We start from the raw sequence: 25,845 nt of genomic DNA on the forward strand, positions 1-25,845 counted from the left end.
GGGCGACGGGGACCACCCCGTCGCCCCTCTTGTCGTCTCCGCCTGTCCTGCGCTCGCGCCTCCCGCCCGGTCACAGCACCGTGAAGGTGTCCCTCACCTTCTCGTAGGTCTTCAGGGCCTGTGCCTCCATGTCCGGGCGGTACCACGTGTTGATCTGGTACGACTTCCCGCCGACGGTGAAGCCGAGCAGCCGGGCGTGCCAGGGCTCGCCCTGGAGCGAGAAGGTGTACTCCCAGACGACCGCCGGGTGCCCGCGGAAAGTCGTGCGTTCCAGGCGGATCTTGCTGTAGTCCTTGCCCTGTTGGGCGTTCTGCTCCGACTTCTGCCAGGAGTCCATCAGGTCGTCGCGGGCCACGGACGACTTGGCGGCGAGCTCCTGTCTGGCGTCCGGTGACGTGTAGTGCACCTCCGAGCCGGTCTTGACGTCCCGCTGCCAGCCCGCGGGCGGCACCCACGCGAACCCGCCCGCCTCCCGGCGCGAGCCCGGCGGCAGGCTCTGCGGTCTCGACGTGCCCTCGACCGTGGACGACGGGGAGGACGCGGCCGTCGACGGCGACGTCGAGCCGCCCGCGTCGTCGTCCCTCGGCGACCCGAAGTCGGACGCGAGCACCACGGCCACGACCGCGCCGACCGCGGCGATACCGACGGCGGCGACGATTCCCGTACGGCGAGGCCCGCGCCGGGGTCGGGGGTGCGCCGGAACCGCCGGCCCGGGGAACTCGCCGGGCGGCATGGCCCCTTGAGCCTGCGCGCCGCCTTGCGGCATGCCGCCGTGAGCCTGCGCGCCGCCTTGCGGCATGCCGCCGTGTGCCTGGGCCACACCGTCCGGCGCTCCCACCCCGGGCCCCGGACGCCGCTCGGTCACCGCCCCGGCCCGCTCCAGGGAGACGCCTGCGCGGCGCGGGGTGGGGCCGGTCGAGTTGCCGGCCGGGGTGGCCGAGTGCACTTCCGAGCGGGATCCGGGGGCCAGTTCCGTGGAGGCGTTGAGGGCGCGAGGGGCTTGCGTGGGTGAGGTCTGCGCGGGTGGGGTCTGCGTGGGTTGGGGCGGGGTGGGTTGGGGCGGGGTGGGTTCGGCCTGGTGGGAGGGCTCGGCGGGTGGAGCCTGGGCGGGCGGAACCTCGGTGGGCCGTACCTCGGTGTGTCGTGCCTCGCTGTGCGCAACCTCGGTGGGTGGAACCCCGGTTCGGGCCTCTTTGGTGGGGGCCGGGCGGTGGGTCGGCGGTATCGCGTCTCGGATGTCGTCCGGCGGCTGCCGGGGGTCGGGCGGGAGCAGGACGCGGGAGGGGTCCAGGAGGGCGGGGGTGGGGGATTCGCCGGGGGGTGCGGTGGCCGGCGCGGGGTCCGGTGAGGATTCGGGCGGTGGACCGGGTTCAGGCGTCAGGTCGGCGGCGGGTGGCGATCCCGTCTCCGGGTCACGCTCCAGCTCGGCAACCGTGCCGGGTATGAGCGCCTGCCCGGACTCCGGCGCCAACTGCGGTTCCGGACCCGGCTCGTGCTCCTGCTCCTGCCGCTCGGCGGACTTCGCCCGATCGGCTTCCGGCTCGGCTTCCGGCGGCGAACCCACCGCCCCAGTCGCGGGCTCGCCCCGCTCGTGGGCCCCTCCCCTCACGACCGGCACGGTCGGAGTGGGAATCGGATGGGCCACCGGCTGCAAGGCCGTTTCAAGGTCGTCCAGGCCGGGGCGCCGGTCCGGGTCCTTGTCCAGGAGGGTCGCGAGGATCTCCCGCAACGGGCCTGCCGCGGGCGGGAGTTCGGGCTCCTCGTAGAGGACCGCGTGCAGGGTCGCCAGGGTGGTGTCACGGGAGAAGGGGGAGCGGCCGGCGAGGGCCGCGCTGAGCGTGGCACCCAGGGACCAGATGTCGGACGGCGGGCCCTGGGGGCGGCCGGAGATGCGCTCGGGGGCCATGTAGTCGGGCGACCCGACCAGCATGCCGACCATGGTGAGGGCCTTCGCGTCCTGTATCGCCGCGATGCCGAAGTCCGTCAGGACCACCCGGCCCCGCCCGCGCCGCACGTCCGTCTCCACCAGCACGTTGCCCGGCTTGATGTCCCGGTGCAGCACACCCCGGTCGTGGACCTGCCGCAGCGCCGCTACCAGGCCCAGGCCGATCCGGGCCGTCTCGGCGGGGCCGAGCGGGCCCTCCTCCGCCATGATGCGTTCCAGGGAGCGGCCGGCCACCAACTCCATGACGATCCACAGGCGTTCGCCCTCGTCGACGACGTCGTAGACCCGTACGACGTTGGGGTGGTCGATCCGTGCCGTCGCCCGCGCCTCGCGCAGGGTGCGTTCACGGCGCGTGCGGGTGTCCTCGGGATCCAGGCCGTCGATGCGCATTTCCTTGACGGCGACCAGTCGGTCGAGGATTTCGTCGACCGCTCGCCACACGCGCCCCATTCCCCCCTGGCCGATACTCTCGACCAATCGATAGCGCCCCGTCACCAGTACACCTGGAACCCCGCCACTCCTCGTATTCCCCGGCAATCCACTGCACCCCCCTCGATGCCGCATCGGACATCCGCCATTGAAACACAATGGTCACACTTCGTGCCGTACCAGCATAGTGCGGAGAAATCTTGTGGTAGCTCTTCAAGTACTGCGAATTCAGGCGCAGGCAAGGGGGACGAACATGAGTTCTCGTCGCACGACGACCATCGCGGGATCGCTGGTCGCGACATCTTTTTCGGCAGTGATGATCCTTTCCTTCACTGCCAGTGCGGACGACCAGGGACCCGGGAGCAGCAAGGGGGGAAAGGTCATCGACGCGGCGCCGTCGGGGGTGAAGCTCACCACCGAGCTGCCGGAGAAAATCTCGGTGAACAACAGTTCGCAAGAAACCGAGATCACTGCCACGGTGAAGAACGAAGGGACCGAGGAGAGCGGAAAGATCCAGCTTTTGGTCGTCGGGTTCGACGGCCTCACCGTCAAGAATGTCGAAGGCTGTTCGGCGATCGAGAAAAGCAATCTCCCGGAGGGCTCGAACAGCGGTTTCGCCTGCCCTCTCGACAATCTCCCCGCCGGTGAGTCGAAGTCGTACGCCGTGGCGGCGACGTTCGACCTCGGCAAGGAGGGCAAGATCTGTCTCCCCGTCCAGACCGGTGACGGCAAGAAGACGTACTGGCAGCAGGGCCCGGTGCCGTTCGGTACGACGAACCCGTCGCCCGACGCCCCGGCCACCCCGCTGCTGCTCGGCACCGACAACAAGCCCGTGGCTCCCGGCCCCGACGAACTGCCCAAGACCGGCCTCGGTCGTGACGTCCTGCCGCTCGGCGCGGCCGGCGCGGCACTGATCGCGGCGGGCGCGGCCGGGCTGTGGTGGTCGCAGCTGCGACGGCCGAGGCGGCACGCGGACTGAGTCCACGGGCCCGCCGTCCGGCGCGGGAACGCGAAAGAGGCTCGTCGGGTCGAAGTCGTCGACCCGGCGAGCCTCTTGCTCGGGAGCTACCGCGTCAGCGGTCGAGCAGCTTCCAGGCGCTGGGCAGCGCGCCCATCGCAAGGGCGGCCTTCAGGGCGTCGCCGATCAGGAACGGGGTGAGGCCGGCCGCGATCGCGGCGGACGCCGACATACCGGTGGCCAGGGCCAGGTAGGGCACGCCGACGGCGTAGATGATCGCCTCGCCGAGCAACATGGCACCGGCGGTGCGCAGTACGGTGCGGTCGGCGCCGCGGCGGGCCAGCGCACCGACGACGGTCGAGGCGAGGATCATGCCGAGGATGTAGCCGAAGGACGGGGCGGCGGCGCCGGAGGTGCCGTCCGCGAACCACGGCACACCCGCGATGCCGGCCAGCGCGTACAGCGCGAGCGAGAGGAAGCCGCGGCCGGCGCCGAGGGCCGTACCGACGAGGAGCACCGCGAGGGTCTGACCGGTCACCGGCACCGGGGAGCCGGGCACGGGCACGGAGATCTGGGCCGCGAGGCCGGTGAACGCGGCACCGCCGACGACGAGCGCGATGTCGCGGACGCGGGAAGCGGGAAGCAGGTCGGCGAGGACCTGTCCGGTGCGAGCGGGGGCGACGGCAGCGGTGCTCATGGGGACTCCGCGAGGGTGAGGGCGGTACGGGACGCTGTGACGCTATCCCAGGGTGTTGCGGCCCCTCACCGTCAGTGGTCGACAAAGGCCGGATCGCGGGGTTAGTCGGCTCCGGACAAAGGGTGGCGGTTACACCGGGTACGGGGTGACGCCGGTCACTGAGGCAGGGACGTACGACTCACAGGACGGGGCTTCGGGCCGACTGTGGGAATGCGCCAATCATGTTGCTAGCGCGTGAAGAGATTGCCCGCATGTGAAGAGCCGTCTCGCCCGTCGGTCGCCGTCTGGGCAGCGGTGGTCCGCTTTGCTAGCTTCGAGCGCATGGTCGCCCAGTCCCGGAACTTCACGTCGCGTCGCCACGTCGACCTGCGACGCGTGGGCGCGGCCGCCTGTCGCCGACCGGGGTGAGTCGGTCCGAGGTGGCTCCGGTCCGGCTCGCCCGCAGCAGACGGCGCAGTGTCGGACCGGCTCCCGAGGAAGTACCCCATGCCCCGTACCGCGGCACCCACCCTTACGTCCCCCGTCCCCCGTATCGCCGACCGTGACCGGCGCCGGACCAGCGCCAGCGTGATCCTGCGGTCCGTGCTGGAGCACGGCCCGGTCGCCCGCAGCAACATCGCCCGGCTGACCGGGCTGTCACCGGCGTCGGTGACCGACCACTGCGCCCGCCTCACCCGGCTCGGGCTGATCCGCGAGGCCGCCGCGCCCCAGCAGTCCGGCGGCGTCGGCCGGCCCCACGTACCCATCGACCTGGACGACACACGATTCGTGGTGGGCGGGGTCCATGTGGCGGTGCCGCACACCACGGTGGCGCTGCTCGATCTGCGCGGACGCGTCGTCGCCGAGCGGGAGTTGAAGCACACCGGCGACATGGATCCCCGCGACGTCCTGGACCGGGCCGCCGACGGGCTGGCCGCACTGCTGGACGCGGCGCAGGGCAGCCGGCCGCTGGGCGTCGGCTTCGCGGCCGGGGGCTGGGTGGACCGGGACTCGGGCGTCGTCGTCGAGCATCCGCTGCTGGGCTGGCGCGAGGTGCCGGTGCGGGACGTGCTCGGCGCACGCACCGGGCTGCCGGTCCATGTGGACGGGCACGCGCGGGCGTTGGTGAACGCGGAGCGGCTGTTCGGGCGTGCCCGTGGCAGCGGCAGCGTGCTGCACCTGTTCGTCGGCAACGTCGTCGACGCGGCCTTCGCGACCGGCGACGAGGTGCACCACGGTCCCCGCTCGCAGGCCGGCGCCATCGCCCATCTGCCGGTGCCGGGCGGCACGGAGACCTGCCACTGCGGACGGGTGGGCTGCCTCCAGGTCGAGCTGAGCGAGCGGACGCTGTGCCGCCGGGCGCGGGCGGCCGGGGTCGTCGAGGGGACCAATCCGCGGCATGTCCTGCGTGCCGCGCAGGACGGCGACCCGGTGGCCCTGCGGTTGCTGACCGACCGGGCGCGGATGACCGGGCGGGCGGTGGGGCTGCTGCTCGACGTGCTCAACCCGGAGACCGTCGTCGTCACCGAGCTCGGCGTGCTGAGCCGTGAGGACTGTCTCGCCGCGCTGCGCGACGCGGTCGGCAGCGAGCGGGCGGCCGCCGTCGCACCTACGAGTTTCGCGGATTCCGTGCTCGCGGTGGCCGGCGGTTCGGTGGCTCTGGATGTGCTGTACCGGGATCCGCTGAGCACGTCACCTGAGGCTATTTAATTCAGAAACTCGGAATGTTGACAAGGGGCACCGATGGCCGGGAACCTACTGCTCATGAGCCTGTTCGTGAGCTGTCGCACCCTCTGTTGCTGACTCGCCGCCGCGTGTGAAGCGCTCATTTCCTCCTGCCTGAATTCCCTTTCCCGGCCTCTTTCGGCCCGGAATTCGGCATGCCTTCTTTCCTTTTGAACCCACGGAGTCCTGCCATGCCCGCATCCCCCGTGTCCGGTGTCGACCGACGGCTCTTCCTCACCTCCCTGCTCGGCGCCGCCGCCGGCGTCGCCGGACTCAGCGGCTGCGCCGACAGCAGCGCGGCCGCAGCGAGCAAGGGTGCCTCGACCGCCCCGCTGGCGAAAAAGGTGCCCGCCGGTACGAGCCTGAAGATCTCCTCCTTCCAGAACACCCAGCAACTCCAGTTCAGACTGGCCAAGTTGGGCGATCCGCCCTTCAAGGTCAGCAACTGGCTGAACATCGGCGCCGGGCCCGATGTCATCAACGCCTTCCGGGCCAAGTCGCTGGACCTCGCCAACAACGCGGGCATCCCGCCGATCCAGGCGTACTACCAGGGCTTCGACGCGAAGATCGTGGCGATCAACATCACCCGTAAGCCCAACTACCTCTTCGCCACCAAGCCCGGCAGCGACATCCGGTCGGTCGAGGACTTCAAGGGCAGGCGGCTCGCCTTCTCGCAGGGCCAGGCGCAGGGCGTCGTCCTGCTGCGCGCGCTGAAGAAGGCCGGGCTGAAGTACGACGAGGTGGAGCTGGTCCCGCTGACCAGCAACCAGTTCCTCACGGCCCTGCAGTCCGGGCAGGTCGACATCGCCCCGCTCGGGAACAGCCAGGCGCCCGCCTATCTGAAGCAGTACGAGGGCAAGGGCGCCCGCGTCATCACCACCGACGTCGTCGACCTGCTCAACCTGCTGTGGGCGCCGGCCTCGGTGCTGAACGACCCCGCGAAGGCCGCCGCGGTCGCCGCCTACATCCCGTACTGGGCCAAGGGCCAGGTGTGGACGTACGAGCACCCCGACGTCTGGAACCGGGAGTTCTACGTCAAGACGCAGAACCTGACCCTCCCCCAGGCCGAGGCGATCACCGAGCTCGCCAACAAGCCGCTGTTCCCGCCGAGCTGGGACGAGGCGATCGAGTGGGAGCAGGAGACCGCGGATCTGCTCGCGGAGGGCGGCTTCGTGAAGAAGTTCGACGTCGGCGGGCTCTTCGACCACCGCTTCGAGGGCATCGCCGCGAAGTCCGTACCGGCCGAGTACCGGAAGTGACCACCATGACCACGACCACCCTGCACAAGGCCGCCGTCGTCGTCGACGACGAACGGCCCCGCAAACGGCGCCGCGGGCTCGCCCCCGGCAAACGCCTGCCCGCCGCCCGGCTCGCCGGGCCCCTGCTGGTGCTCGCCCTGTGGGCCGTCGCGTCCGCCGCCGAGGCGCTCGACCCCGCCGCGATACCCGCGCCCTGGACGGTGGTGGAGACCGGCGCCCAGCTGTGGACCGACGGGACGCTGATCACCGACATCCTCACCTCGTTGCAGCGGGCCGCGTCCGGCTTCGCGATCGGGCTGACCGCCGGCGTCGTACTGGCCCTGGCCTCCGGGCTCACCCGCACCGGGGAGGCGCTGATCGACGGCACGGTCAACCTCAACCGGGCCATCCCCACCCTCGGTCTGATACCGCTGTTCATCCTCTGGCTGGGCATCGGCGAGACCTTCAAGATCGCGATCATCGCGATCGTCGTCTACATCCCGATCTACCTCAACACCCACGCCGCCCTGTCCGGCATCGACAACCGGTTCGTCGAACTCGCCGAGGTGCAGGGCCTGTCGAAGCTGCGCTTCATCCGGGAGATCGTCATCCCCGGCGCGCTGCCCGGGTTCTTCGTGGGACTCCGGCTCGGCGTGACCGGGTCCTGGCTGGGCCTGGTGGTCCTGGAGCAGATCAACGCCACCAGCGGCCTGGGCTACATGATGTTCCAGGCCACGAACTACGGCCAGTCGGACGTCATCCTCGTCGGCCTGGTGGTCTACGGCATCTTCGGCCTCGTCTCGGACAGCACGGTCCGTCTCATCGAACGGAGGGTGCTGTCGTGGCGCCGCACACTGAGCAGCTGACCCGTCCCGCCGTCCAACTCAGGTCGCTGACCCGCTCGTTCGACGAACGCGTCGTGCTCGACGGCATCGACCTGGACATTCCCGCCGGCCAGTTCGTGGCCCTGCTGGGGCACAGCGGCTCCGGCAAGAGCACCCTGCTGCGAGCGGTCGCCGGGCTCGACCACGAGGTCACCGGCAGCGGTCAGCTCACGGCTCCGGACCGGGTGTCGGTCGTCTTCCAGGACTCCCGGCTGCTGCCCTGGCGTCGCGTCCTCGCCAACGTCCTGCTCGGACTCGACGGCAGCCAGGCGGAGCAGAAGGGCCGCGACGCCCTCGCCGAGGTCGGGCTGCGGGGCCGCGAGCGGGCCTGGCCTAACGAGCTGTCCGGCGGCGAGCAGCAGCGGGCCGCGCTGGCCCGCTCGCTGGTCCGCGAGCCCGAACTGCTGCTGGCCGACGAGCCGTTCGGGGCGCTGGACGCCCTCACCCGGATCAAGATGCACAACCTGCTGCGGGAGCTGTGGGAACGCCACCGCCCCTCCGTACTGCTCGTCACCCACGACGTCGACGAGGCGATCGTGCTCGCCGACCGGGTGCTCGTGCTCGACCGGGGCCGGATCGGCCTCGACCTGACCATCGACCGCCCGCATCCACGGACGTACCGGGATCCGCTGCTCGGCGAGTACCGCGAACGGCTGCTCGCGGCGCTGGGCGTAACAGAGGACCACTGATGACCAGACAGCTCCACCTCAACGCCTTCCTGATGAACACCGGCCACCACGAGGCCTCCTGGCGGCTGCCCGAGAGCGACCCGTACGCCCATGTGGACCTGGCCCACTACGTCCGGCTGGCCCGGGTCGCCGAGCGCGGCACCTTCGACTCGCTCTTCCTCGCCGACGGCCCGCAGCTGTGGAACAACCTCGCGCAGCGGCCCGCCGGCGCCCTGGAGCCGCTCACGCTGCTGACCGCGCTGGCGACGGCCACCGAGCACATCGGCCTGATCGCGACCGCGTCCAGCTCCTACAACTCCCCCTACAACCTGGCCCGCAAGTTCGCCTCGCTCGACATCATCAGCGGCGGCCGGGCGGGCTGGAACATCGTCACCACGGCGGGTGCGGAGGCCGCCCGCAACTTCGGCCTCGACGCGGAGCCCGCGCACGCCGAGCGGTACGCGCGGGCCGCCGAGTTCCTGGACGTCGCCCTGAAGCTCTGGGACAGCTGGGAGGACGACGCGATCGTCGCCGACAAGGCGGCCGGCGTGTGGGGTGACGACGCCAAGATCCATCCGCCCCGGCACCGGGGGACGTACTTCAGTGTCGAGGGCGCCCTCAACGTGCCGCGCAGCCCGCAGGGCTATCCGCTGCTCGTGCAGGCCGGGTCGAGCGAGGACGGCAAGCACTTCGCGGCCCGGTACGCGGAGGCGGTGTTCACCGCCCAGCAGACGATCGAGGACGCGCGGGCCTTCTACGCCGACCTCAAGGCGCGTACGGCGGCCGCCGGCCGCGACCCCGAGCACATCAAGGTGCTGCCCGGCATCGTCCCGGTGATCGGCTCGACGGAGGCCGAGGCGCGGGCGGCCGAGCAGGTCCTGGAGGACCACATCGTGTACACGCACGGGGTGGGCCGGTTGGAGAGCCTGCTGCAACTGGAGCCAGGGGCACTGGAGTTGGACGCCCCGCTCCCCGACGACCTGCCGTCCGAGGACGCCGTGGAGGGCGCCAAGAGCCGGTACACGCTCGTGGTGGAGCTGGCCCGGCGCGATCGGCTGACCGTCCGGCAGCTGATCGGGCGCCTCGGCGGCGGCCGCGGTCACCTGACCTTCGCCGGTACGCCCGAGCAGGTCGCCGACGCCGTCGAGACCTGGTTCACGCAGGGCGCCGCCGACGGCTTCAACATCATGCCGCCGGTGCTCCCCTCCGGCCTCGACGCCTTCGTCGACCACGTCGTCCCGATCCTGCGCGCACGCGGCCTGCTCCGCGAGGAGTACGGCCCGCGCCGCACCCTGCGCGAGCGCTACGGCCTGCCGCGCCCCGCCAACCAGTACACCGCCCGCGAGAACGCCCTCGTCTGAAAGGACCGCCCATGTCCGGCATCGAAATCCACAAGGTCACCGCACACATCGGCGCCCGTGTCTCCGGCGTCGACATCGACCGGCCGCTCGGCTCCGACACGGTCGCCGCCCTGCGCGAGGCCCTCAACGTCCACAAGGCGCTCGTCTTCGACGACGTGAACCTGGACGACGAGACCCAGCAGTCCTTCGTCCGCCACTTCGGCGACGTCACCACCGCCCACCCGACGGTCTCCTCGATCGCCGGGACCCCGAACGTCCTCCCGGTCGACAGCGAGCGGGGACGCGCCGCCAACCACTGGCACACCGACGTCACGTTCGTCCTCAACCCGCCGCAGGCCACCACCCTGCGCTCGATCACGATCCCGCCGTACGGCGGCGAGACCCTGATCGCCAGTTCGGCGGCGGCCTACCGCCAGCTGCCCGAGCCGCTGCGGAAGCTGGCGGACACCCTGTGGGCGGAGCACACCAACGACTACGACTACGCCGTGGCGGACGAGGAGGTCGACGAGCGACAGGCCGCCAATCGCGCCGAGTTCACGTCGATCAAGTACCGCACGGTCCACCCGGTCGTCCGCGTCCATCCGCTGACCGGTGAGCGCGGCCTGTTCATCGGCGGGTTCGCGCAGCGGATCGTGGGGCTGTCGCCGGGTGAGTCCCGCAAGATCCTCGACCTGCTCCAGACGTACGTCACCCGGCCGGAGAACATCCTGCGGCACCGCTGGTCGGAGAACCAGTTGGTCGTCTTCGACAACCGGATCACCCAGCACTACGCCGTCGACAACTACGACGGGCAGCCGCGCCGCCTGCACCGGGTGACGGTCGCCGGTGACGTGCCGGTCGGTATCGAGGGCAAGGCGAGCTACTCGATCGAGGGGGACGCGTCGCACTACACCGCCGTCGCTGCGTGACAGTGGCGTCACTCACCGTGCGGTGAGTGTCCGCATAGTGGTCAGTCTCTCCTTCTGAACGGAGAGGCTGACCACACTGTGGGCGTTTTTTGCCCTCTCACGCATTGGACGAGCCGCGCCCATGCAGAACAGCACCTCCACTCGGACGCCCGCGAAAGCGGACGACGTCCCCCTCTCCCACGGTCTCAAGCAGCGTCACCTGTCGATGATCGCCCTCGGCGGCGTCATCGGCGCCGGCCTGTTCGTCGGATCCGGGGCGGGTATCGCCGCCGCCGGCCCCTCGATCGTCATCGCCTATGTCATCTCCGGCCTTCTCGTGATGCTGGTGATGCGGATGCTCGGCGAGATGTCGGCCGCGTATCCCTCATCCGGTACCTTCTCCGCGCACGCCGAGCGGGCGATCGGACCCTGGGCGGGCTTCACGGCCGGCTGGTCGTTCTGGGTGCTGCTCTGCACGGCCGTCGGCCTGGAGGGCATCGGTGCCGCGAAGATCGTGACGGGCTGGCTGCCGGGCACGCCGGAGTGGGCCTGGGTGGCCCTGTTCATGGTCGTCTTCTGCGGCGCGAACCTGGCCGCCGTGAAGAACTTCGGCGAGTTCGAGTTCTGGTTCGCCGCGCTGAAGGTCGGCGCGATCGCACTGTTCCTGGTGCTGGGCGGGCTGGCCATCGCCGGTGTCCTGCCCGGCACGGACGCGCCGGGCACCGCGAACCTCACCGGTGAGGGCGGATTCCTGCCGAACGGCAGCGAGGGGCTGATCATCGGCCTGCTGGCCTCGGTGTTCGCCTACGGCGGCATGGAGACGGTCACCATCGCGGCCGCCGAGTCCGAGAACCCGGTCAGCGGTGTCGCGCGCGCGGTCCGCACGGCCATGTGGCGCATCGCGCTGTTCTACATCGGCTCGATGGCGGTCGTGGTCACCCTGATCCCCTGGGACTCCAAGGAGGTCGTCGAGAAGGGCCCGTACGTCGCCACCCTCGACCATCTGGGCATCCCAGGCGCCGGCCAGCTGATGAACGTGGTGGTGCTGGTCGCCCTGCTGAGCGCCATGAACGCCAACATCTACGGCTCCTCACGCATGGCGTACTCCCTGGTCCAGCGCGGCCAGGGCCCCGCGGCGCTGGGCCGGGTCTCGGGCGGCGTCCCGCGCGTCGCGGTCCTCGCCTCCTCCGTGTTCGGCTTCGTCTGCGTCGTGCTGTCCTACTGGCGGCCCGACGACGTCTTCCCTTGGCTGCTGAACATGATCGGCGCGGTCATCCTGGTCGTCTGGATCCTCATCGCCGTCTCCCAGCTCCGGCTGCGCCGCCGCCTGGAGCGCGAGACCCCGGAGAAGCTCGTCGTCCGCATGTGGGCCTTCCCGGTGCTGACCTGGGTCGCGATGGCCGGCATGGCGGGGATCTTCGTCCTGATGGCCCGCGAGCCGGACACCCGGGTCCAGTTGTACTCGACGGGCGTCATGACGGTCCTCCTGGCGGCCGTCGGCTACGCCTGGCAGCGCAGGCGCGCCAACGCCTGACACGCCCCGTACCGCAAGAGAGCCCCCGCGTGATCCACACGGGGGCTTTTTGCTGTTAGCTTGTTGTTGCAAGCTACTTGCAATAAGAGCTCTGAGGGGACCCTTCATGCCCGTCTACACACTCCCGGAACTGCCCTACGACTACTCCGCGCTCGCGCCCGTGATCAGCCCCGAGATCATCGAGCTGCACCACGACAAGCACCACGCGGCCTATGTGAAGGGCGCCAACGACACGCTGGAGCAGCTGGCCGAGGCACGGGACAAGGAGTCGTGGGGGTCGATCAACGGCCTGGAGAAGAACCTGGCCTTCCATCTGTCCGGGCACATCCTGCACAGCATCTACTGGCAGAACATGACCGGCGACGGTGGTGGCGAGCCGCTCGCCGCGGACGGGGTGGGCGAGCTGGCGGACGCCGTCGCCGAGTCCTTCGGGTCCTTCGCGAACTTCAAGGCGCAGCTGTCCAAGGCCGCCGCGACCACGCAGGGTTCGGGCTGGGGCGTGCTGGCTTACGAGCCGCTGAGCGGGCGGCTGATCGTCGAGCAGGTCTACGACCACCAGGGCAACGTCGGCCAGGGCGCCACGCCGATCCTCGTGTTCGACGCCTGGGAGCACGCCTTCTACCTCCAGTACAAGAACCAGAAGGTCGACTTCATCGAGGCCATGTGGCAGGTCGTCAACTGGCAGGACGTGGCCCGGCGTTACACCGCGGCCAGGTCCCGCACGGACGTACTGCTGCTGGCTCCCTGAGCCGGCGAGAACGTCCTGCCTCGTGATCGTCTTCTCACCCTTCACGAACGGCAGGCGGAATGACGGAAGCCCCCGCGAGGACCTGACTCGCGGGGGCTTCCCATGTCGGGTGGCTTCACCGGCATTTCACGCCGCCGATCCACCGTGTGTGGCATGAACAGACCCAGATGGCTGGCAGCGCTGCTGCTGGCGCTGCTCGTCCCGCTCGGCTCGGCTCCGCCCGGGATGGCCGACGACAAGCGGCCGCCGGGGGCGGCGAAGGGCCGCGACCTCTCCATGCAGCAGGACAACCCGCTGCTGGCTTCCCCGTTCGGGCCCGTCGAGAAGCTGCGCTACGACCTCTGGCGCGAGTTGCCCAAGGCGGACAAGGACGAGGCGTGGAACCCGTCCCGCAACGGCGCGGCCGTCTACCTGGACCCGACGGTGCTGGACTACGACGACCAGATCATGCCGCTCCTGAAGGAGACCACCACCCTCAGCTACACGGGTCGCGAGGCGTGGGCGGCATCGGTCGTCCGGGTCGATCCGCTGCGGGAGTATCTGAAGCGCGCAGCCGTCCAGCGGCTCGACGACGCGAAGTGGGGCGAACTCGTCGTTGTCAGCGCGTTGAACATCCAGAAGGACAAGAACCAGAAGGAGAAGACGAGGCACTCCGAGGACGTCATCCAAGAGGTGCTGGACAAGTACGGCATCGGTGACGAGGCGGAGCTCCTCGGCAGCTCCGAACGACAGAACTGCTCGCGATGCGCCCGCCTGTACCGCCCGGACACACCGCTCGTCTTCGGGCACCCGTACGGCATCAGCGTGCGGGAGTACGTCGACCGGGAGGTGGAGATCGCGTGGGCGCGGAACAAGGTTGTGCACCTCGGCCCGGAGGCGGAGCGCAACGCGGAGAAGGGGGTGAGGGAGAAGTACGCGAAAAGGGTGGAGCGGCGCAACGGCACCGCCAAGGACAAACTGGTGACCGACCTCGGCGAGGTGCGGCGCGGTCTGGAGGCGCGGTACGGCCACGAGCCCTCCCCCGCCTTCTCCGTCGACCCGAAAGAATGCCCTGACCAGGGAACCGGAACTCAGTCACTGGGTCTCCAGCAGACGTCGGTACTCACGGCCGCAGCCAAGGCGGCCAACCCCTGCGACGACGCGGAGGACACCCCGCGCGCCGCCACGGGTCTGGGCAGCATGCTCGCCGCCCCCGGTCTGAGCACCGGTGGCATCGACTTCTCCAGCATGGAGTTGCGCTATCTCTCGGACCCCGGTGACGGAAGCGGCCTGCAGTACTCGTTCAGCGCCGACTTCAAGCCGCTGAAGGGGGACGCCCGCACCGCCACGGGGCGCGCGGCCCTGTCCCAGTCCTCGGACGCCTTCTTCGTCTGGCTCTCCCTCACCCCCCAGAACTTCTGGGTCAACCTCAACCCCGACGAGCCGGAGCGCATCGTCGACGGCCGGCTGGGGCGTACGGATGCCGGGAAGGTGCTGCTGGAGGCCGATCTGGAGATGAAGAAGACCGTCGGCAAGCTCATCCATCCCCACAGCAAGCTCGGCCGCAAGTTCTGGAACCGGGTCCGGGGCGACTGCATGTCGTTCCGGAACTGGATCCTGCCCGCCCCGGCGTCGGTTCACCAGGACGGGGACAGGCTCTACATCCTCGACGCGCCCCTCGACGTCAAGATGGAGACCCAGTACCTGAAGGACAACGGGGCGTCGTCCGCGGCCTCCTGCCCCGAGCAGGACAAGGCCACCGAGGACCACAACGAGGCGCTCTTCCGCGACCTGATCCTGCCCAGGCTCAAGAAGGCCATCAACACCGCCCCCGAGTACGCCGAGCTGCGCCGCGTCTATCTGGCCCGGGTCGCCGCCGAGTGGTACCGCGACCTGAGCCGGACCAAGGACACGACGTACGGCGGCCTCATCGACAGCGGCGACATCGAGAGCTGGCGGCGCACCGGCGACTGGCAGCCCACCGACACCTTCGACCGGTACGTCGACTCGTACACCAAGGGCGAGTTCAAGGTCACCGACCGGACCACCGAGGGGAACACCACCTACGTACGCAGCTACGTCTACGGCGGTGTCGACCTCACCAGGATCCCCTTGAAGACCGTCCCGGACGACCGTTTCACCTCGGACTTCGCGGGGCTCCCGCAGAGCGTCGACCGTTCGCTGAGCGCGCCGTCGGCCACCGCCGGGGACGAGACCGTCTGGCTCGGCTCACCGACCCCGCGCCAGGCCAGGGCCGGTATCGGCACACCGGCGGAGCGGGAGGCGCAGGGGAAGCAGGAGGGGCAGGCGGAGCAGGAGGCGCAGGAACCCGTGTCCTCGGGTACACGGGCGCTGTGGCTGCTGCCCGCGCTGCTCCTCGCGCCGATCGCGCTGCTGTGGCTGCGGCGACGCCGTCTGGACGCCGCTCGTCGGGCAAGTCACCTGCGCCGAAACTCTGTCGGGCGGCCACGGAGGTGAGGCGAGGGAGGTAGGCGGAGGGACGGCCGCGCCCGGTGGCCGTCCCTCGTCCTCGTAGATCAGGGCTTGCGGCCCACTCCGCCGTGCTGGCCGATCGGGCGGGGCTCCTCGTCGGAGGGGTCGGGGCGCCACAGGGGGACGGAGACGACGCCCGGTTCGATGAGTTCCAGGCCCTCGAAGAACGCCTCGATCCTGTCGACCGGGCGCAGGAAGTACGGGACGGCGCCGGTCTCGTTGTAGGAGTCCTGGGCGTTCTCGTAGTCCGGGTCGGTGCCCCGGGAGCCGTCGTTGACGCAGAGGTAGCTGCCGGAGGGCAGGCCGGCCAGCAGGCGGCGGACCAGCTCGCGGGCCCGGTCGTAGTCGGCGACGTGGCCGAGGATGCCGCTGAGGATCAGGGCCGTGGGACGGGAGAGGTCGAGGGTCCGGGAAGCCGCCTGAAGGATCTCCTCGGGCTCGTACAGGCTCAGGTCCTCGTACGCCGTCACACCCTCGGGGGTGGAGGTGAGCAGGGCGCGGGCGTGGGTCAGGACCAGCGGGTCGTTGTCGACGTAGACGATCCTCGACTCGGGGGCGAGGCGCTGGGCGACCTCGTGGGTGTTGTCGACGGTCGGCAGGCCGGTGCCGACGTCGAGGAACTGGCGCACGCCCCCCTCGGTCACCAGATACCGGATGCCGCGGCCCAGGAAGGCGCGGCTGCTGCGCGCGATGGTGACGATGCCGGGGAAGACCGCGGTGTAGGCGTCGCCCGCCGCCTCGTCCACGGGGTAGTTGTCCTTGCCGCCCAGCCAGTAGTTCCAGATCCGGGCCGAGTGCGGTACCGAGGTGTCGATCTCCGTCATGTCCCCATGGTGCTACGGCAGGTCGGGGTCACAGGGCACATTGAGGGAGAGAAGTGCGGCGGATCCGTCGGGTTTCACGAGGAGTTCGCTGATCGCGGCGTTGCGCAGCCGGGGGAACACTCTGCGGTACTCCCCCGCCGGGATCGACAGCAGCGTGCACAGCACCAGACGCAGCAGCGTGTTGTGCGCGACCACGAGGACGCGCTCGCCCGGGTGGGCGGCGGCGATCCGGCGCAGGGCCGCGGCACCGCGCCCGGCGGCGGCCGACGGGTCCTCCGCGCGGGGGAACGGGTTCGCCACCGGGTCGGTGCGGAACGCCTCCGCCGCGGCCGGGTCCTCCGTCGCGAACTCCGCGAGCGTACGGCCCTCCAGCACGCCGAAGTCGCATTCGCGCAGGCCCGGTTCGCGGTGCGGGGTGAGGCCGAGGGCCCGGCAGGCCGGGTCGGCGGTGATGACGGCACGGGAGAGGGGCGAGGTCCAGATCGCGTCGACCGGGTGGGCGGCGGCCCAGCGGCCCAGGGCGTCGGCCTGGGCGCGTCCGGTGTCGGTGAGGGACACGTCGCTGACCCCGGCGTAGCGGTTCTCGGCGTGCCAGAGGGTCTGTCCGTGCCGGGCCAGCAGCAGGGTCGCGTCGGTGCTCGTGGTCATGAGTCCGCAGTATCCCCGTCCAGGCGGGCGTGCGCGTGTGCCGCGACCGGGGGCGGCAGCCAGCCCCGGGTGGTCAGCTCGTCGACGAGGCGGGCGTACGGCTCGGCGAAGCGGGCGGTGCGGCCGGGGCGGGGTTCGACGGTCGCGCCGATGCGGACCATGGCCTCCGCGGCCTGCGCGAGGGAGGGCGCCGCGCCTGTGCCGTACGCCGCCAACGCGGCCATCCCCAGGGCGGGTTCCGTCTCCCGCGGCACCCGGGCCGGGCGGCCCAGGACGTCGGCGCGAAGCTGGTTCCAGTACGGGCTGCGGGCGGCGCCGCCGGTGAAGGTGAGGGGGCCGTCGAGGGGGGCGCCCAGGTGGTGCAGGTAGTCCAGGCAGAGGCGTTCGGTGAAGGCGACGCCCTGGAGGAGCGCGGCCCACAGGTCGGCGTCCGACTCCGGTTCGCCGAGGACCAGCGCGGTGGCGTCCGGCGCGTGGAAGGGGAAGCGCTCGCCGGGTGACACCAGCGGGTAGGCGATCGCTCCGGACGGCTCGTACGCGGCGGCCAGCGTGTCCATCACCGCCGGATCGGCGCCCGCGAACGCCGCCGTGAGCACGCCCGCGCCGACGCTGGAGGCGCCGCCGGGCAGCCAGCCGCCGTCCGGGGCACGGTGGTTGTAGACCACGCCGGTCGGGTCGCGGACCGGCGTCGAGGACGCGCCCTTGAGGACCAGCGTGGTGCCGAGCACCGAGTTCCAGGAGCCGGGGCGCAGCGCGGCGGAGGCGATCTGGGCCGCGCAGCCGTCGGTCATCCCGGCGACTACGGGCGTGCCGGCGGGGATTCCGGTGGCGTCGGCGGCGCTCGCGCAGACCTCGCCGAGCGGGCTGCCGGGGCGGACGACCTCGGGGAGCGCGGTGCCGGGCAGGCCGAGGCGGGGCAGCACGGCGGGCCAGGAGTCGTGCTCCAGGTCGTAGCCGGTCTTCAGGGCGTGGCTGGAGTCGGCCGGCGGCAGCTCGCCGGTGAGGAGGGAGACGATCAGGTCGGGCTGGTGGGTGACGCGTCCGGGGCCGTACGTCTCGGTCAGCCACACCGCCTTCGGCAGCGCCCAGGTGTCCTGCACCGCCGCCCCGGCCATCCGCGCCCGTGCCCCCTGCGCGGTCGCGCGTCCGTCGTCGTACATCAGGGCGGGGCTCATCGGCCGCCCCGCCCCGTCCGTCAGCAGCACGGTCCCGGACGTCCCGCACACCGCGAGCCCTCCGATCCGCGTGCCTCTGCGGGAATCCAGCGCGGCCCGGGACGCCGCGCACACGCCCTCCCACCAGTCCCCCGGATCCTGCTCGTGCCGTACGCCGTCGCGTCTGCCGGCCAGGGGCGCCGAGCCGCTGCCGAGGACCGTGCCGTCCCCGGTGACCAGCAGGACCCGCACGCTCTGGGTGCCCAGGTCGATCCCCAGCCAGGCCTCGTGCTCGTCGGTCATCCGGCCTCCCGAACATCTGGATCCGTTAACTTCTCACTCTGCACCGATATTTTCCCGTGCGCGAGGGATTGACGCCCAACTTCCGTCGTTCCACCCTCTGTTAACGAGTCGACTCGCCGTGTTAACCCCAAGCACCCGGATGGCCGAACCCCACGTGGAGGTCACGGATGGACACGCACGTGCACGACCGCCGACGGTTCCTGGCGCTCAGCGCCGCCCTGGCCGCCACGCCTGCCCTGACCGCGTGCGGTGCCGGATTCGGCGGCGACGACAGCAAGAGCGACGGCTCGGCGGCGGACGACGTCACCGGCTCCTTCGACTGGAAGCGGGAGAAGGGCACCACCGTCAAGGCGCTGCTCAACAAGCACCCGTACACCGACGCACTCATCGCCGACCTGAAGTCGTTCACCGAGCGGACCGGCATCAAGGTCGAGTACGACGTCTTCCCCGAGGACAACTACTTCGACAAGCTCACCGTCGACCTCTCCAGCGGACGTGCCTCCTACGACGTGTTCATGCTGGGCGCGTACATGGTCTGGCAGTACGGCCCACCGGGCTGGCTGGAGGACCTCGGTCCGTGGATGCGCAACGCCTCGGCGACCGGCTCCGAATGGGACCAGGCCGACTTCTTCCCCAACCTCCTCCAGGCCGACCAGTGGTCCCTGAAGGCGGGCGCGCCGCTCGGGCAGGGCGGGCAGTACGCGCTGCCGTGGGGCTGGGAGACCAACGTCGTCGCCTACAACACGGACGTCTTCAAGAAGCTCGGTCTCAAGCCCGCCGAGAGCTTCGACGAGCTGCGCGACATCGCCGGCGTCATCAAGCGCAAGGCGCCGGGCGCCGGGTTCGACGGCATGTACGGGATCGCCGTACGGGGATCGAGGAGCTGGGCGACCATCCACCCCGGCTTCATGACCATGTACGCCCGCAACGGGCTGAAGGACTTCACGGTCGAGGGCGGGAAGCTCACACCCGCGATGAACACCCCGGAGGCCGTCGCGTTCACGGAGGACTGGGCGGGCATGGTCAAGCAGGGCGGCCCGCCGTCCTGGACGTCGTACACCTGGTACCAGTGCTCCAGCGACCTCGGCGCGAAGAAGGCCGGGATGCTGTTCGACGCGGACACGGCCGCCTACTTCCAGGCGGTCGAGGGAGCGAGTCCGGCCTCCGGGAAGATCGCCTTCCACCCCGGCCCGAAGGGACCCGACGGGTCGCTGGCCACCAACATGTGGATCTGGTCGCTCGGCATGAACGCCAAGAGCAAGAAGAAGAGCGCCAGTTGGCTCTTCCTCCAGTGGGCGACCGGCAAGGAGCACCTGCGCAGGAGCGCGATCACGCACAACCACATCGACCCGGTGCGCAGGTCCATCGCCGACGACCCCGCCTACAAGGACAAGATGAGGCACCTGCCCGGCTTCATCGAGACCTTCGAGACCGTCGTCGACCAGACGAAGATCCAGTTCACCCCGCAGGCGCAGTTCTTCGACGCCACCACCAGCTGGGCCGCCGCCCTCCAGGAGATCTACGGCGGCAAGGGCGCCGAGTCGGTCCTCGGCAGGCTGGCGGGCGACCTCGCCGACAAGGTGGGCTAGCGCGATGGGATGGCGGCTCGCCCTTCGCCCGTACGTCCTGATCGTCCCCGCCCTGCTGCTGACCTGCGGGATCCTCTACCCCTTCGGGCTCGGCCTCTACTACACGCTGTTCGACTTCTCGGCGAGCAAGCCGCAGCCGGACATGGTGCGGTTCGAGAACTACCAGACCGTCTTCACCCAGGAGGCGTTCTGGAACTCGGCGTGGGTGACGGTGCTGTACGCGGTGGGGGCGGCCGCCGTGGAGACGGTGCTCGGGGTCGCCGTCGCCCTGCTGCTGCACCGGTCGTCCCTCGTCGGGCGGGTACTGGAGAAGATCCTCATCCTGCCGCTGATGATCGCTCCGGTGATCGCGGCGATCATCTGGAAGCTGATGCTCCAGCCGTCCGTCGGCGTGGTGAACCACCTGCTCAGACCGTTCGGTCTTGGCGGGGTGCAGTGGACGGACACGCCGACCGGGGCGCTGCTGTCGTCCATCGCCGTGGACGTGTGGGTGTACACGCCGTTCGTCGCGATCCTCGCGCTCGCCGGGCTGCGCTCCCTGCCCACCTCCCCCTTCGAGGCGGCGGCCGTCGACGGGGCGGGCTGGTGGTACACCTTCCGGCGGCTGACGCTGCCGATGCTGTGGCCGTACGTCCTGGTCGCGGTGATCTTCCGGTTCATGGACTCGCTGAAGGTGTTCGACATCATCTACGCCCTCACCGAGGGCGGACCCGGTGACTCGACCGTCGTGCTGCAGATCCGGGCCTATCTGGAGGCGATCCGCTTCCAGCGCTACTCGTTCGGCATCAGCTACACGATCGTGCTGTGGGCCGTGGTGTATCTCGCCGCGATGGTGCTGGTGAAGCACCTGGGGAAGATCCAGCGGAAGGCGGCCGAGGCGAAATGACCCTGCGCAAACGTCTGTTGGGGTGGCTCGCGGACGCCGCCCTCATCCTCTACTTCGTCTTCGCGCTGTTCCCGATCGCCTGGATGGTGATCCTTTCGCTGAAGCCGACGAACCAGCTCTTCTCCACCTACTTCTCCTTCTCGCCCACCCTCGACGGCTACCGCACGGTCCTCGGCGACAGCGAGGGCATCCCGTTCCTGCGGTTCTTCGTCAACAGCCTGGTCGTGTCGGTCGGCGCGGTGGTCCTGTCGCTCCTCGTGGGGCTCCCGGCGGCGTACGCCTCGGCACGCTGGCGGTTCAAGGGCTCGGAGAACCTGATGTTCACGCTGCTGTCGTTCCGGTTCGCACCCGAACTCACCGTGATCATCCCGCTGTTCGTGCTCTACCAGAAGCTCGGCCTGTTCGACACGTACGTCGGCATGATCTGGGTCCTCCAACTGGTCACGCTGCCGCTGATCGTGTGGATCATGCGGTCCTACTTCGCCGACCTCACGCCCGAGCTGGAACAGGCGGCGCTGCTGGACGGCTACACCCGCAAGCAGGCGTTCCTGCGGGTGGCCCTGCCGCTGGTGAAGCCGGGGGTGGCGGCCGTGTCCCTGCTGGCGTTCATCTTCGCCTGGAACAACTTCGTCTTCCCGCTCATCCTGACCTCCAACGAGGCCCAGACCGTGACCGTGGGCGCGCTGTCCTTCCTAGGCGGCGACCGGCCCAAGTACAACCTGACGGCCGCCGCCGCGCTCGTCTCCGTCGTACCGCCGCTGCTGCTCGCGCTGACGATCCAGCGCTATCTGGTGCGCGGGCTGTCGTTCGGGGCGGTGAAGTCATGATCCGGCTGCGGGACGTACGCAAGACGTACGGCAGGGTCACCGCCCTGGACGGCCTCGAACTGGACGTGCGCGAGGGCGAGTTCTTCTGCCTGCTCGGCCCCTCGGGAGCCGGCAAGACCACGACCCTCAAGACCGTCGCCGGCCTGGAGACCCCCGACGCCGGCACGGTCGAACTCGACGGCAGGGACATGCGCGGCGTCGAGCCCTACGACCGCGGCGTCGCGATGTGCTTCGAGAGCTACGCCCTCTACCCGCACAAGTCGGCCTACGACAACCTGGCCTCGCCGCTCCGCTCCCCACGCCACCGCCTCCCCGCGGAAAAGGCCCGGGAGCGGATCGGCGAGGTCGCCGAACTCCTCGGCATCTCGGCCCTGCTGGACCGCCCGGTCGGCCGCCTCTCCAACGGCCAGCGGCAGCGCGTCGCCCTCGGCCGCGTCCTGGTCCGCCCGGCCCGCGCCTTCCTCCTCGACGAGCCGCTGTCCCATCTGGACGCCAAGCTGCGCCAGCAGATGCGGGCGGAACTGAAAGCGATCGGGGCGGTGCGGCGCACGACCACCCTCTACGTCACCCACGACTCGGTCGAGGCACTGGCCCTCGGCGACCGGATCGGGGTGATCCGGGACGGGCGGATCGTGCAGACGGGGACGCGGGAGGAGATCTGGTACCGGCCCCACGACACGGAGGTCGCGCGGGCCTTCGGACGGCCCCGGATCAACCTGCTGCCGGGCACGGTCACCGCGGACGGCGGCTTCCGTTCCGCCGACGGCAAGGTCGAGTTGCCGATCCGCGCCGAGGCGGCCCCCGGCACCGAGGTCCTGATCGGCGTCCGGCCCCGCGATCTCGCCCTCGTCGAGGGCCCCGGGCACGAGCTCACCGGCACCGTCTACGTCACGGAGGTCCTCGGCCGGTCCGTGGAGGTCACCGTCCGGCTCGGCGAGCAGCACCTGTCCCTGGTGGCCCCGCGCGGCGAGGCGACCGCCCTTCGGCCCGACGATCCGGTACGACTGTCGGTCCGGCCTGAGAACCTGCTGCTGTTCGAGGCCGACCGGCCGGAGCGTCCAGGACGAAGGATCGGGCAATGAACAACGCACAGCAGGGCCCCGCCGCCCGCCAGGCCGCCATGGCCGAGCGGGTCCTCGCCGAGGGTTCCGCGACGGCCGCCGAGCTGGCCGAGCGGTTCGGGGTGAGCCTGATGACCATCCACCGGGACCTCGACGAGCTCGAACGGCAGGGGATCGTAAGGAAGTTCCGGGGTGGGGTGACCGCGCAGCCGTCCGGGGTCTTCGAGTCGAACGTGCAGTACCGGCTGAAGACCATGCGCGCGGAGAAGGCCGCCGTCGCCGAGCGGGCGCTGAAGATGGTCGAGCCCGGCATGGCGATCATGCTGGACGACTCCACCTCCACCCTGGAGATAGCCCGCAGGCTGCGGCTCGGGGAGGTGACCCCGCTGACGGTCGTCACCAACTTCCTGGAGGCGATCAACATGCTCTCCGACCAGCGCGGCATCCACCTCATGGCCCTCGGCGGCGACTACGACCCGCTGCACTCCTCCTTCCTCGGCGTGTCCTGCGTCGAGGCCATCGGGCAGCTGCGGGTGGACGTCTGCTTCGCGTCGACGTCGGCCGTGCACGGGGGTTACGCCTACCACCAGGAGCAGCACATCGTGTCGGTGAAGCGGGCGATGCTCGACGCGGCCGCCCGCAACGTCCTGCTGATCGACCACACCAAGCTCGCCCGGGTCGCCCTGCACCGGGTGGTACCCCTGTCCCGCTTCGACCTGCTCCTCGTCGACGACGGTGCGTCGGCCGAGGCGCTGCGGGACCTGGACGAGAACAAGGTCCCTTACGAAGTCTGCGCGAAGCCGGCGACCGTGACGAAGGGCAGCGATGACCGAGCTGGAGCTACGTGACCTGCGCAAGACCTACGCGGTGCGGGGGCGTCCGCCGGTGGACGCCGTACGCGGCATCGACCTGACCCTGCGCTCCGGCGAACTGCTCGGGCTGCTCGGCCCGTCGGGCTGCGGGAAGTCCACGACGCTGCGGATGATCGCCGGGCTGGAGACGGTGACCGGCGGAGACGTCCTGGTCGGCGGTGCGTCGGTGATCTCCCGGCCGGCGCAGCAGCGCAACATCGGGGTGGCGTTCGAGAACTACGCCCTGTACCCGCCGCTGACGGTGGCGGAGAACCTCGCGTTCGGCCTCAAGGCGCGCCGGCGGGCCGACCGGGGGGACGTGGCCCGCAAGGTCGGGGAGATCGCCGAGCGCGTCGACCTCACCGGCATCCTCGACGCCCGTCCCGCGGGCCTGTCCAGCGGCCAGAAGCAGCGCGTGTCCCTGGCCCGCGCGCTGATCCGCGAACCCGACGTACTTCTCCTCGACGAGCCGCTGTCCCACCTCGACGCGGCGCAGCGCGACACGACCCGCCGTGAACTGAAGCGCATCCAGCGGGACCTGGGCCACACCACCATCCTCGTCACCCACGACCAGGAGGAGGCCCTCTCCCTGGCCGACCGGATCGCCGTGATGAAGGACGGCGTGATCCAGCAGCTCGGCACCCCGTACGAGATCTACGACAGCCCCGCCAACCTCTTCGTCGCGGACTTCGTCGGCGAACCGGCGATCAACCTGCTTCCGGGGGTGGCGACGGACGACGGCCACGCCCGGCTGTCGGACACGGCACGGATCGCGCTGCCGGTGCCGGTGGCGGCGGGCCGCGAGGTGGTGGTCGGGATCCGCCCGGAGGACCTGAGCCTGACCGGCGGGGACGGCCTGGCCGCCCGCGTCGTCGCCCACGAGCCCCTGCTGGAGTCGGGCATCGCGACCCTCGCCCTCGACGGCGTCGAAAGCCCCCTCGTCGTCCTCACCGACGCCGAGGTCCGTCTCGCCCACGACGACCGCGTCCACGTCACCGCCGACCCTGACCTCACCCATGTCTTCGACGCCGAGACGGGAGCATCCCTGCGATGACCAACGGGAACCGCGTGCGCGTGGTGGCCGCCGGCGACCACTTCATTCTGCCGTCGCTCATCAAGGACGCGCTCGGTCATGAACTCGCCTGTGATGTGGGTGAGTTGACGCTCGGGTGGCCGTTGGAGCCGTTCGGGGCGGTGGCCGAGGTCGTGGAGGCCAGTGATGCCGAGGACGAGCTGATCGAGGCGCTCGCCGGGGCGCAGGTGCTGGTGACGCAGATGGGTCCGGTGACGGAACGCGTCCTCGGCGCGTGCCCGGAGCTGCGGCTGGTGGTGGTGTGCCGGGGCGGCCCGGTGAACGTCAACCTGGACGCGGCCAAGCGGCACGACGTGCGGGTCTGCTACGCGCCCGGCCGCAACGCCGCCGCCACCGCCGAGTTCACCGTCGGCATGCTGCTGGCCGCCCTGCGCCGCATCCCGCAGGCCCACCACCTGCTCGCGCTGCGGGGAAGCTGGGACGGCTCGACGTACTACACCTACGACCAAAGCGGCCTGGAGCTGGAGGACCTGCCGGTCGGGCTCGTCGGCTACGGCGCCGTCGGCAGCCGGGTCGCGCGGGCACTGTGCGCGTTCGGGGCGCAGGTGATGGTCTACGACCCCTACGCGCGCGGCGAGATCCACGGCCTGCGTCTCGCCTCCCTCGACGAACTCCTGCGCCGCTCCCGGGTCGTCACCCTGCACGCCCGGCTCACCGCGGAGACCCGCGGGCTGATCGGCGCCCGGGAGCTGGCCCTTTTGCCGCGGGGCGCGGTCGTCGTGAACGTGGCCCGCGGCCCGCTGCTGGACGAGGACGCGCTGTGCGCCGCCCTGGAGGACGGGCACCTCTCGGCGGCGGCCCTCGACACCTACGTACAGGAGCCGCTGCCTCCGCACTCGCGGCTGCACGCCCTGGCCGACCGTGTCGTGCTGACCCCGCACCTGGGGGGCGCGTCGCGGGCGGTGGCGGAGAAGGCGGCGGCGATCGCGGCGGCGGAGGTCGGGCGCTGGGTGCGCGGGGAGCCGCTCGCGCATGCGCTGACCTGAGCGCAGGGAGGTGCGAGGTGGTGCCGCGGTGTGTCGTCGTTCGTCTGCGGCTTCGTGGTGGCTGGTCGCGCAGTTCCCCGCGCCCCTGAGGGGCGCTG

Annotated in this window: 22 protein-coding genes; 17 read left to right on the forward strand and 5 right to left on the reverse strand. The window is 70.7% G+C overall.

Going from position 1 to position 25,845, the window contains the following annotated elements:
• Positions 1–70 precede the first annotated feature (70 nt).
• Positions 71–2,386 (reverse strand): protein kinase domain-containing protein, encoded by a 2,316-nt coding sequence (locus PGH47_RS14765; RefSeq protein WP_443048491.1) that lies wholly within the window; start codon positions 2,384–2,386, stop codon positions 71–73.
• Positions 2,387–2,627: 241 nt separating this feature from the next.
• Here PGH47_RS14765 and PGH47_RS14770 point away from each other — a divergent pair, with 241 nt between their 5' ends.
• A complete protein-coding gene (locus tag PGH47_RS14770; RefSeq protein WP_271668058.1) occupies positions 2,628–3,353 on the forward strand; it encodes a hypothetical protein in 726 nt (241 codons plus the stop codon).
• 94 nt (positions 3,354–3,447) lie between these two features.
• On the opposite strand, the gene PGH47_RS14775 is transcribed toward PGH47_RS14770, so the two are convergent.
• On the reverse strand, positions 3,448–4,029 hold the full coding sequence (locus PGH47_RS14775; RefSeq protein ID WP_271663817.1) for a biotin transporter BioY: 582 nt from the start codon (positions 4,027–4,029) through the stop codon (positions 3,448–3,450).
• A 486-nt stretch (positions 4,030–4,515) separates the two neighbouring features.
• On the opposite strand from PGH47_RS14775, the gene PGH47_RS14780 reads away from it, so the two are divergent.
• From PGH47_RS14780 to PGH47_RS14820, 9 genes are all read left to right on the forward strand, one after another.
• Entirely contained in the window at positions 4,516–5,718 is a 1,203-nt protein-coding gene (locus PGH47_RS14780; protein ID WP_271663818.1) for an ROK family transcriptional regulator, read from the forward strand.
• A 206-nt stretch (positions 5,719–5,924) separates the two neighbouring features.
• Positions 5,925–6,992: an ABC transporter substrate-binding protein gene (locus PGH47_RS14785; RefSeq protein WP_271663819.1), complete on the forward strand. Its 1,068-nt coding sequence runs from the start codon at positions 5,925–5,927 to the stop codon at positions 6,990–6,992.
• 5 nt (positions 6,993–6,997) lie between these two features.
• Positions 6,998–7,837, forward strand: a complete 840-nt coding sequence (locus PGH47_RS14790; RefSeq protein ID WP_269638046.1) for an ABC transporter permease — start codon at positions 6,998–7,000, stop codon at positions 7,835–7,837.
• Entirely contained in the window at positions 7,813–8,544 is a 732-nt protein-coding gene (locus PGH47_RS14795; protein ID WP_271663820.1) for an ABC transporter ATP-binding protein, read from the forward strand. The genes PGH47_RS14790 and PGH47_RS14795 overlap by 25 nt, the downstream gene beginning before the upstream one ends.
• Positions 8,544–9,884, forward strand: a complete 1,341-nt coding sequence (locus PGH47_RS14800; RefSeq protein ID WP_271663821.1) for an LLM class flavin-dependent oxidoreductase — start codon at positions 8,544–8,546, stop codon at positions 9,882–9,884. Before PGH47_RS14795 ends, PGH47_RS14800 begins: the two co-directional genes overlap by 1 nt.
• A gap of 11 nt (positions 9,885–9,895) precedes the next feature.
• On the forward strand, positions 9,896–10,792 hold the full coding sequence (locus PGH47_RS14805; RefSeq protein WP_150502640.1) for a TauD/TfdA dioxygenase family protein: 897 nt from the start codon (positions 9,896–9,898) through the stop codon (positions 10,790–10,792).
• Positions 10,793–10,913: 121 nt separating this feature from the next.
• The gene (locus PGH47_RS14810) at positions 10,914–12,305 is read left to right on the forward strand and encodes an amino acid permease (protein WP_271663822.1); all 1,392 of its coding nucleotides are present in this window, start codon (positions 10,914–10,916) and stop codon (positions 12,303–12,305) included.
• A gap of 106 nt (positions 12,306–12,411) precedes the next feature.
• Positions 12,412–13,053 carry a superoxide dismutase gene (locus PGH47_RS14815; RefSeq protein ID WP_126899294.1) on the forward strand — a complete coding sequence of 214 codons (642 nt, stop codon included), beginning with the start codon at positions 12,412–12,414 and terminating at the stop codon, positions 13,051–13,053.
• Between the two features lie 153 nt (positions 13,054–13,206).
• Positions 13,207–15,510, forward strand: a complete 2,304-nt coding sequence (locus PGH47_RS14820) for a hypothetical protein (RefSeq protein WP_271663823.1) — start codon at positions 13,207–13,209, stop codon at positions 15,508–15,510.
• 59 nt (positions 15,511–15,569) lie between these two features.
• Here PGH47_RS14820 and PGH47_RS14825 read toward each other — a convergent pair whose 3' ends face one another.
• The 3 genes from PGH47_RS14825 to PGH47_RS14835 are packed head-to-tail and all read right to left on the reverse strand — an operon-like array spanning position 15,570 to position 18,454.
• Entirely contained in the window at positions 15,570–16,349 is a 780-nt protein-coding gene (locus PGH47_RS14825) for an SAM-dependent methyltransferase (protein ID WP_271663824.1), read from the reverse strand.
• A gap of 12 nt (positions 16,350–16,361) precedes the next feature.
• Positions 16,362–16,997, reverse strand: a complete 636-nt coding sequence (locus PGH47_RS14830; RefSeq protein ID WP_271663825.1) for a histidine phosphatase family protein — start codon at positions 16,995–16,997, stop codon at positions 16,362–16,364.
• Positions 16,994–18,454 (reverse strand): FGGY-family carbohydrate kinase, encoded by a 1,461-nt coding sequence (locus PGH47_RS14835; RefSeq protein WP_271663826.1) that lies wholly within the window; start codon positions 18,452–18,454, stop codon positions 16,994–16,996. The genes PGH47_RS14830 and PGH47_RS14835 overlap by 4 nt, the downstream gene beginning before the upstream one ends.
• A gap of 167 nt (positions 18,455–18,621) precedes the next feature.
• Here PGH47_RS14835 and PGH47_RS14840 point away from each other — a divergent pair, with 167 nt between their 5' ends.
• The 7 genes from PGH47_RS14840 to PGH47_RS14870 are packed head-to-tail and all read left to right on the forward strand — an operon-like array spanning position 18,622 to position 25,747.
• The gene (locus PGH47_RS14840; protein ID WP_271663827.1) at positions 18,622–20,043 is read left to right on the forward strand and encodes an ABC transporter substrate-binding protein; all 1,422 of its coding nucleotides are present in this window, start codon (positions 18,622–18,624) and stop codon (positions 20,041–20,043) included.
• Between the two features lie 4 nt (positions 20,044–20,047).
• On the forward strand, positions 20,048–20,929 hold the full coding sequence (locus PGH47_RS14845; RefSeq protein WP_107906515.1) for a carbohydrate ABC transporter permease: 882 nt from the start codon (positions 20,048–20,050) through the stop codon (positions 20,927–20,929).
• A complete protein-coding gene (locus tag PGH47_RS14850; RefSeq protein WP_271663828.1) occupies positions 20,926–21,756 on the forward strand; it encodes a carbohydrate ABC transporter permease in 831 nt (276 codons plus the stop codon). The genes PGH47_RS14845 and PGH47_RS14850 overlap by 4 nt, the downstream gene beginning before the upstream one ends.
• Complete coding sequence (locus PGH47_RS14855; protein ID WP_271663829.1) at positions 21,753–22,838, forward strand: ABC transporter ATP-binding protein; 1,086 nt, start codon at positions 21,753–21,755, stop codon at positions 22,836–22,838. Before PGH47_RS14850 ends, PGH47_RS14855 begins: the two co-directional genes overlap by 4 nt.
• Positions 22,835–23,665 carry a DeoR/GlpR family DNA-binding transcription regulator gene (locus PGH47_RS14860; RefSeq protein ID WP_125525978.1) on the forward strand — a complete coding sequence of 277 codons (831 nt, stop codon included), beginning with the start codon at positions 22,835–22,837 and terminating at the stop codon, positions 23,663–23,665. The genes PGH47_RS14855 and PGH47_RS14860 overlap by 4 nt, the downstream gene beginning before the upstream one ends.
• Entirely contained in the window at positions 23,643–24,722 is a 1,080-nt protein-coding gene (locus PGH47_RS14865) for an ABC transporter ATP-binding protein (RefSeq protein ID WP_271663830.1), read from the forward strand. Before PGH47_RS14860 ends, PGH47_RS14865 begins: the two co-directional genes overlap by 23 nt.
• On the forward strand, positions 24,719–25,747 hold the full coding sequence (locus tag PGH47_RS14870; protein ID WP_271663831.1) for a 2-hydroxyacid dehydrogenase: 1,029 nt from the start codon (positions 24,719–24,721) through the stop codon (positions 25,745–25,747). The genes PGH47_RS14865 and PGH47_RS14870 overlap by 4 nt, the downstream gene beginning before the upstream one ends.
• The last annotated feature ends 98 nt before the right edge of the window (positions 25,748–25,845 follow it).

Origin of the sequence: Streptomyces sp. HUAS 31 (assembly GCF_028198125.1) — a bacterium.
In the GTDB taxonomy this organism is placed as follows: domain Bacteria; phylum Actinomycetota; class Actinomycetes; order Streptomycetales; family Streptomycetaceae; genus Streptomyces; species Streptomyces chartreusis.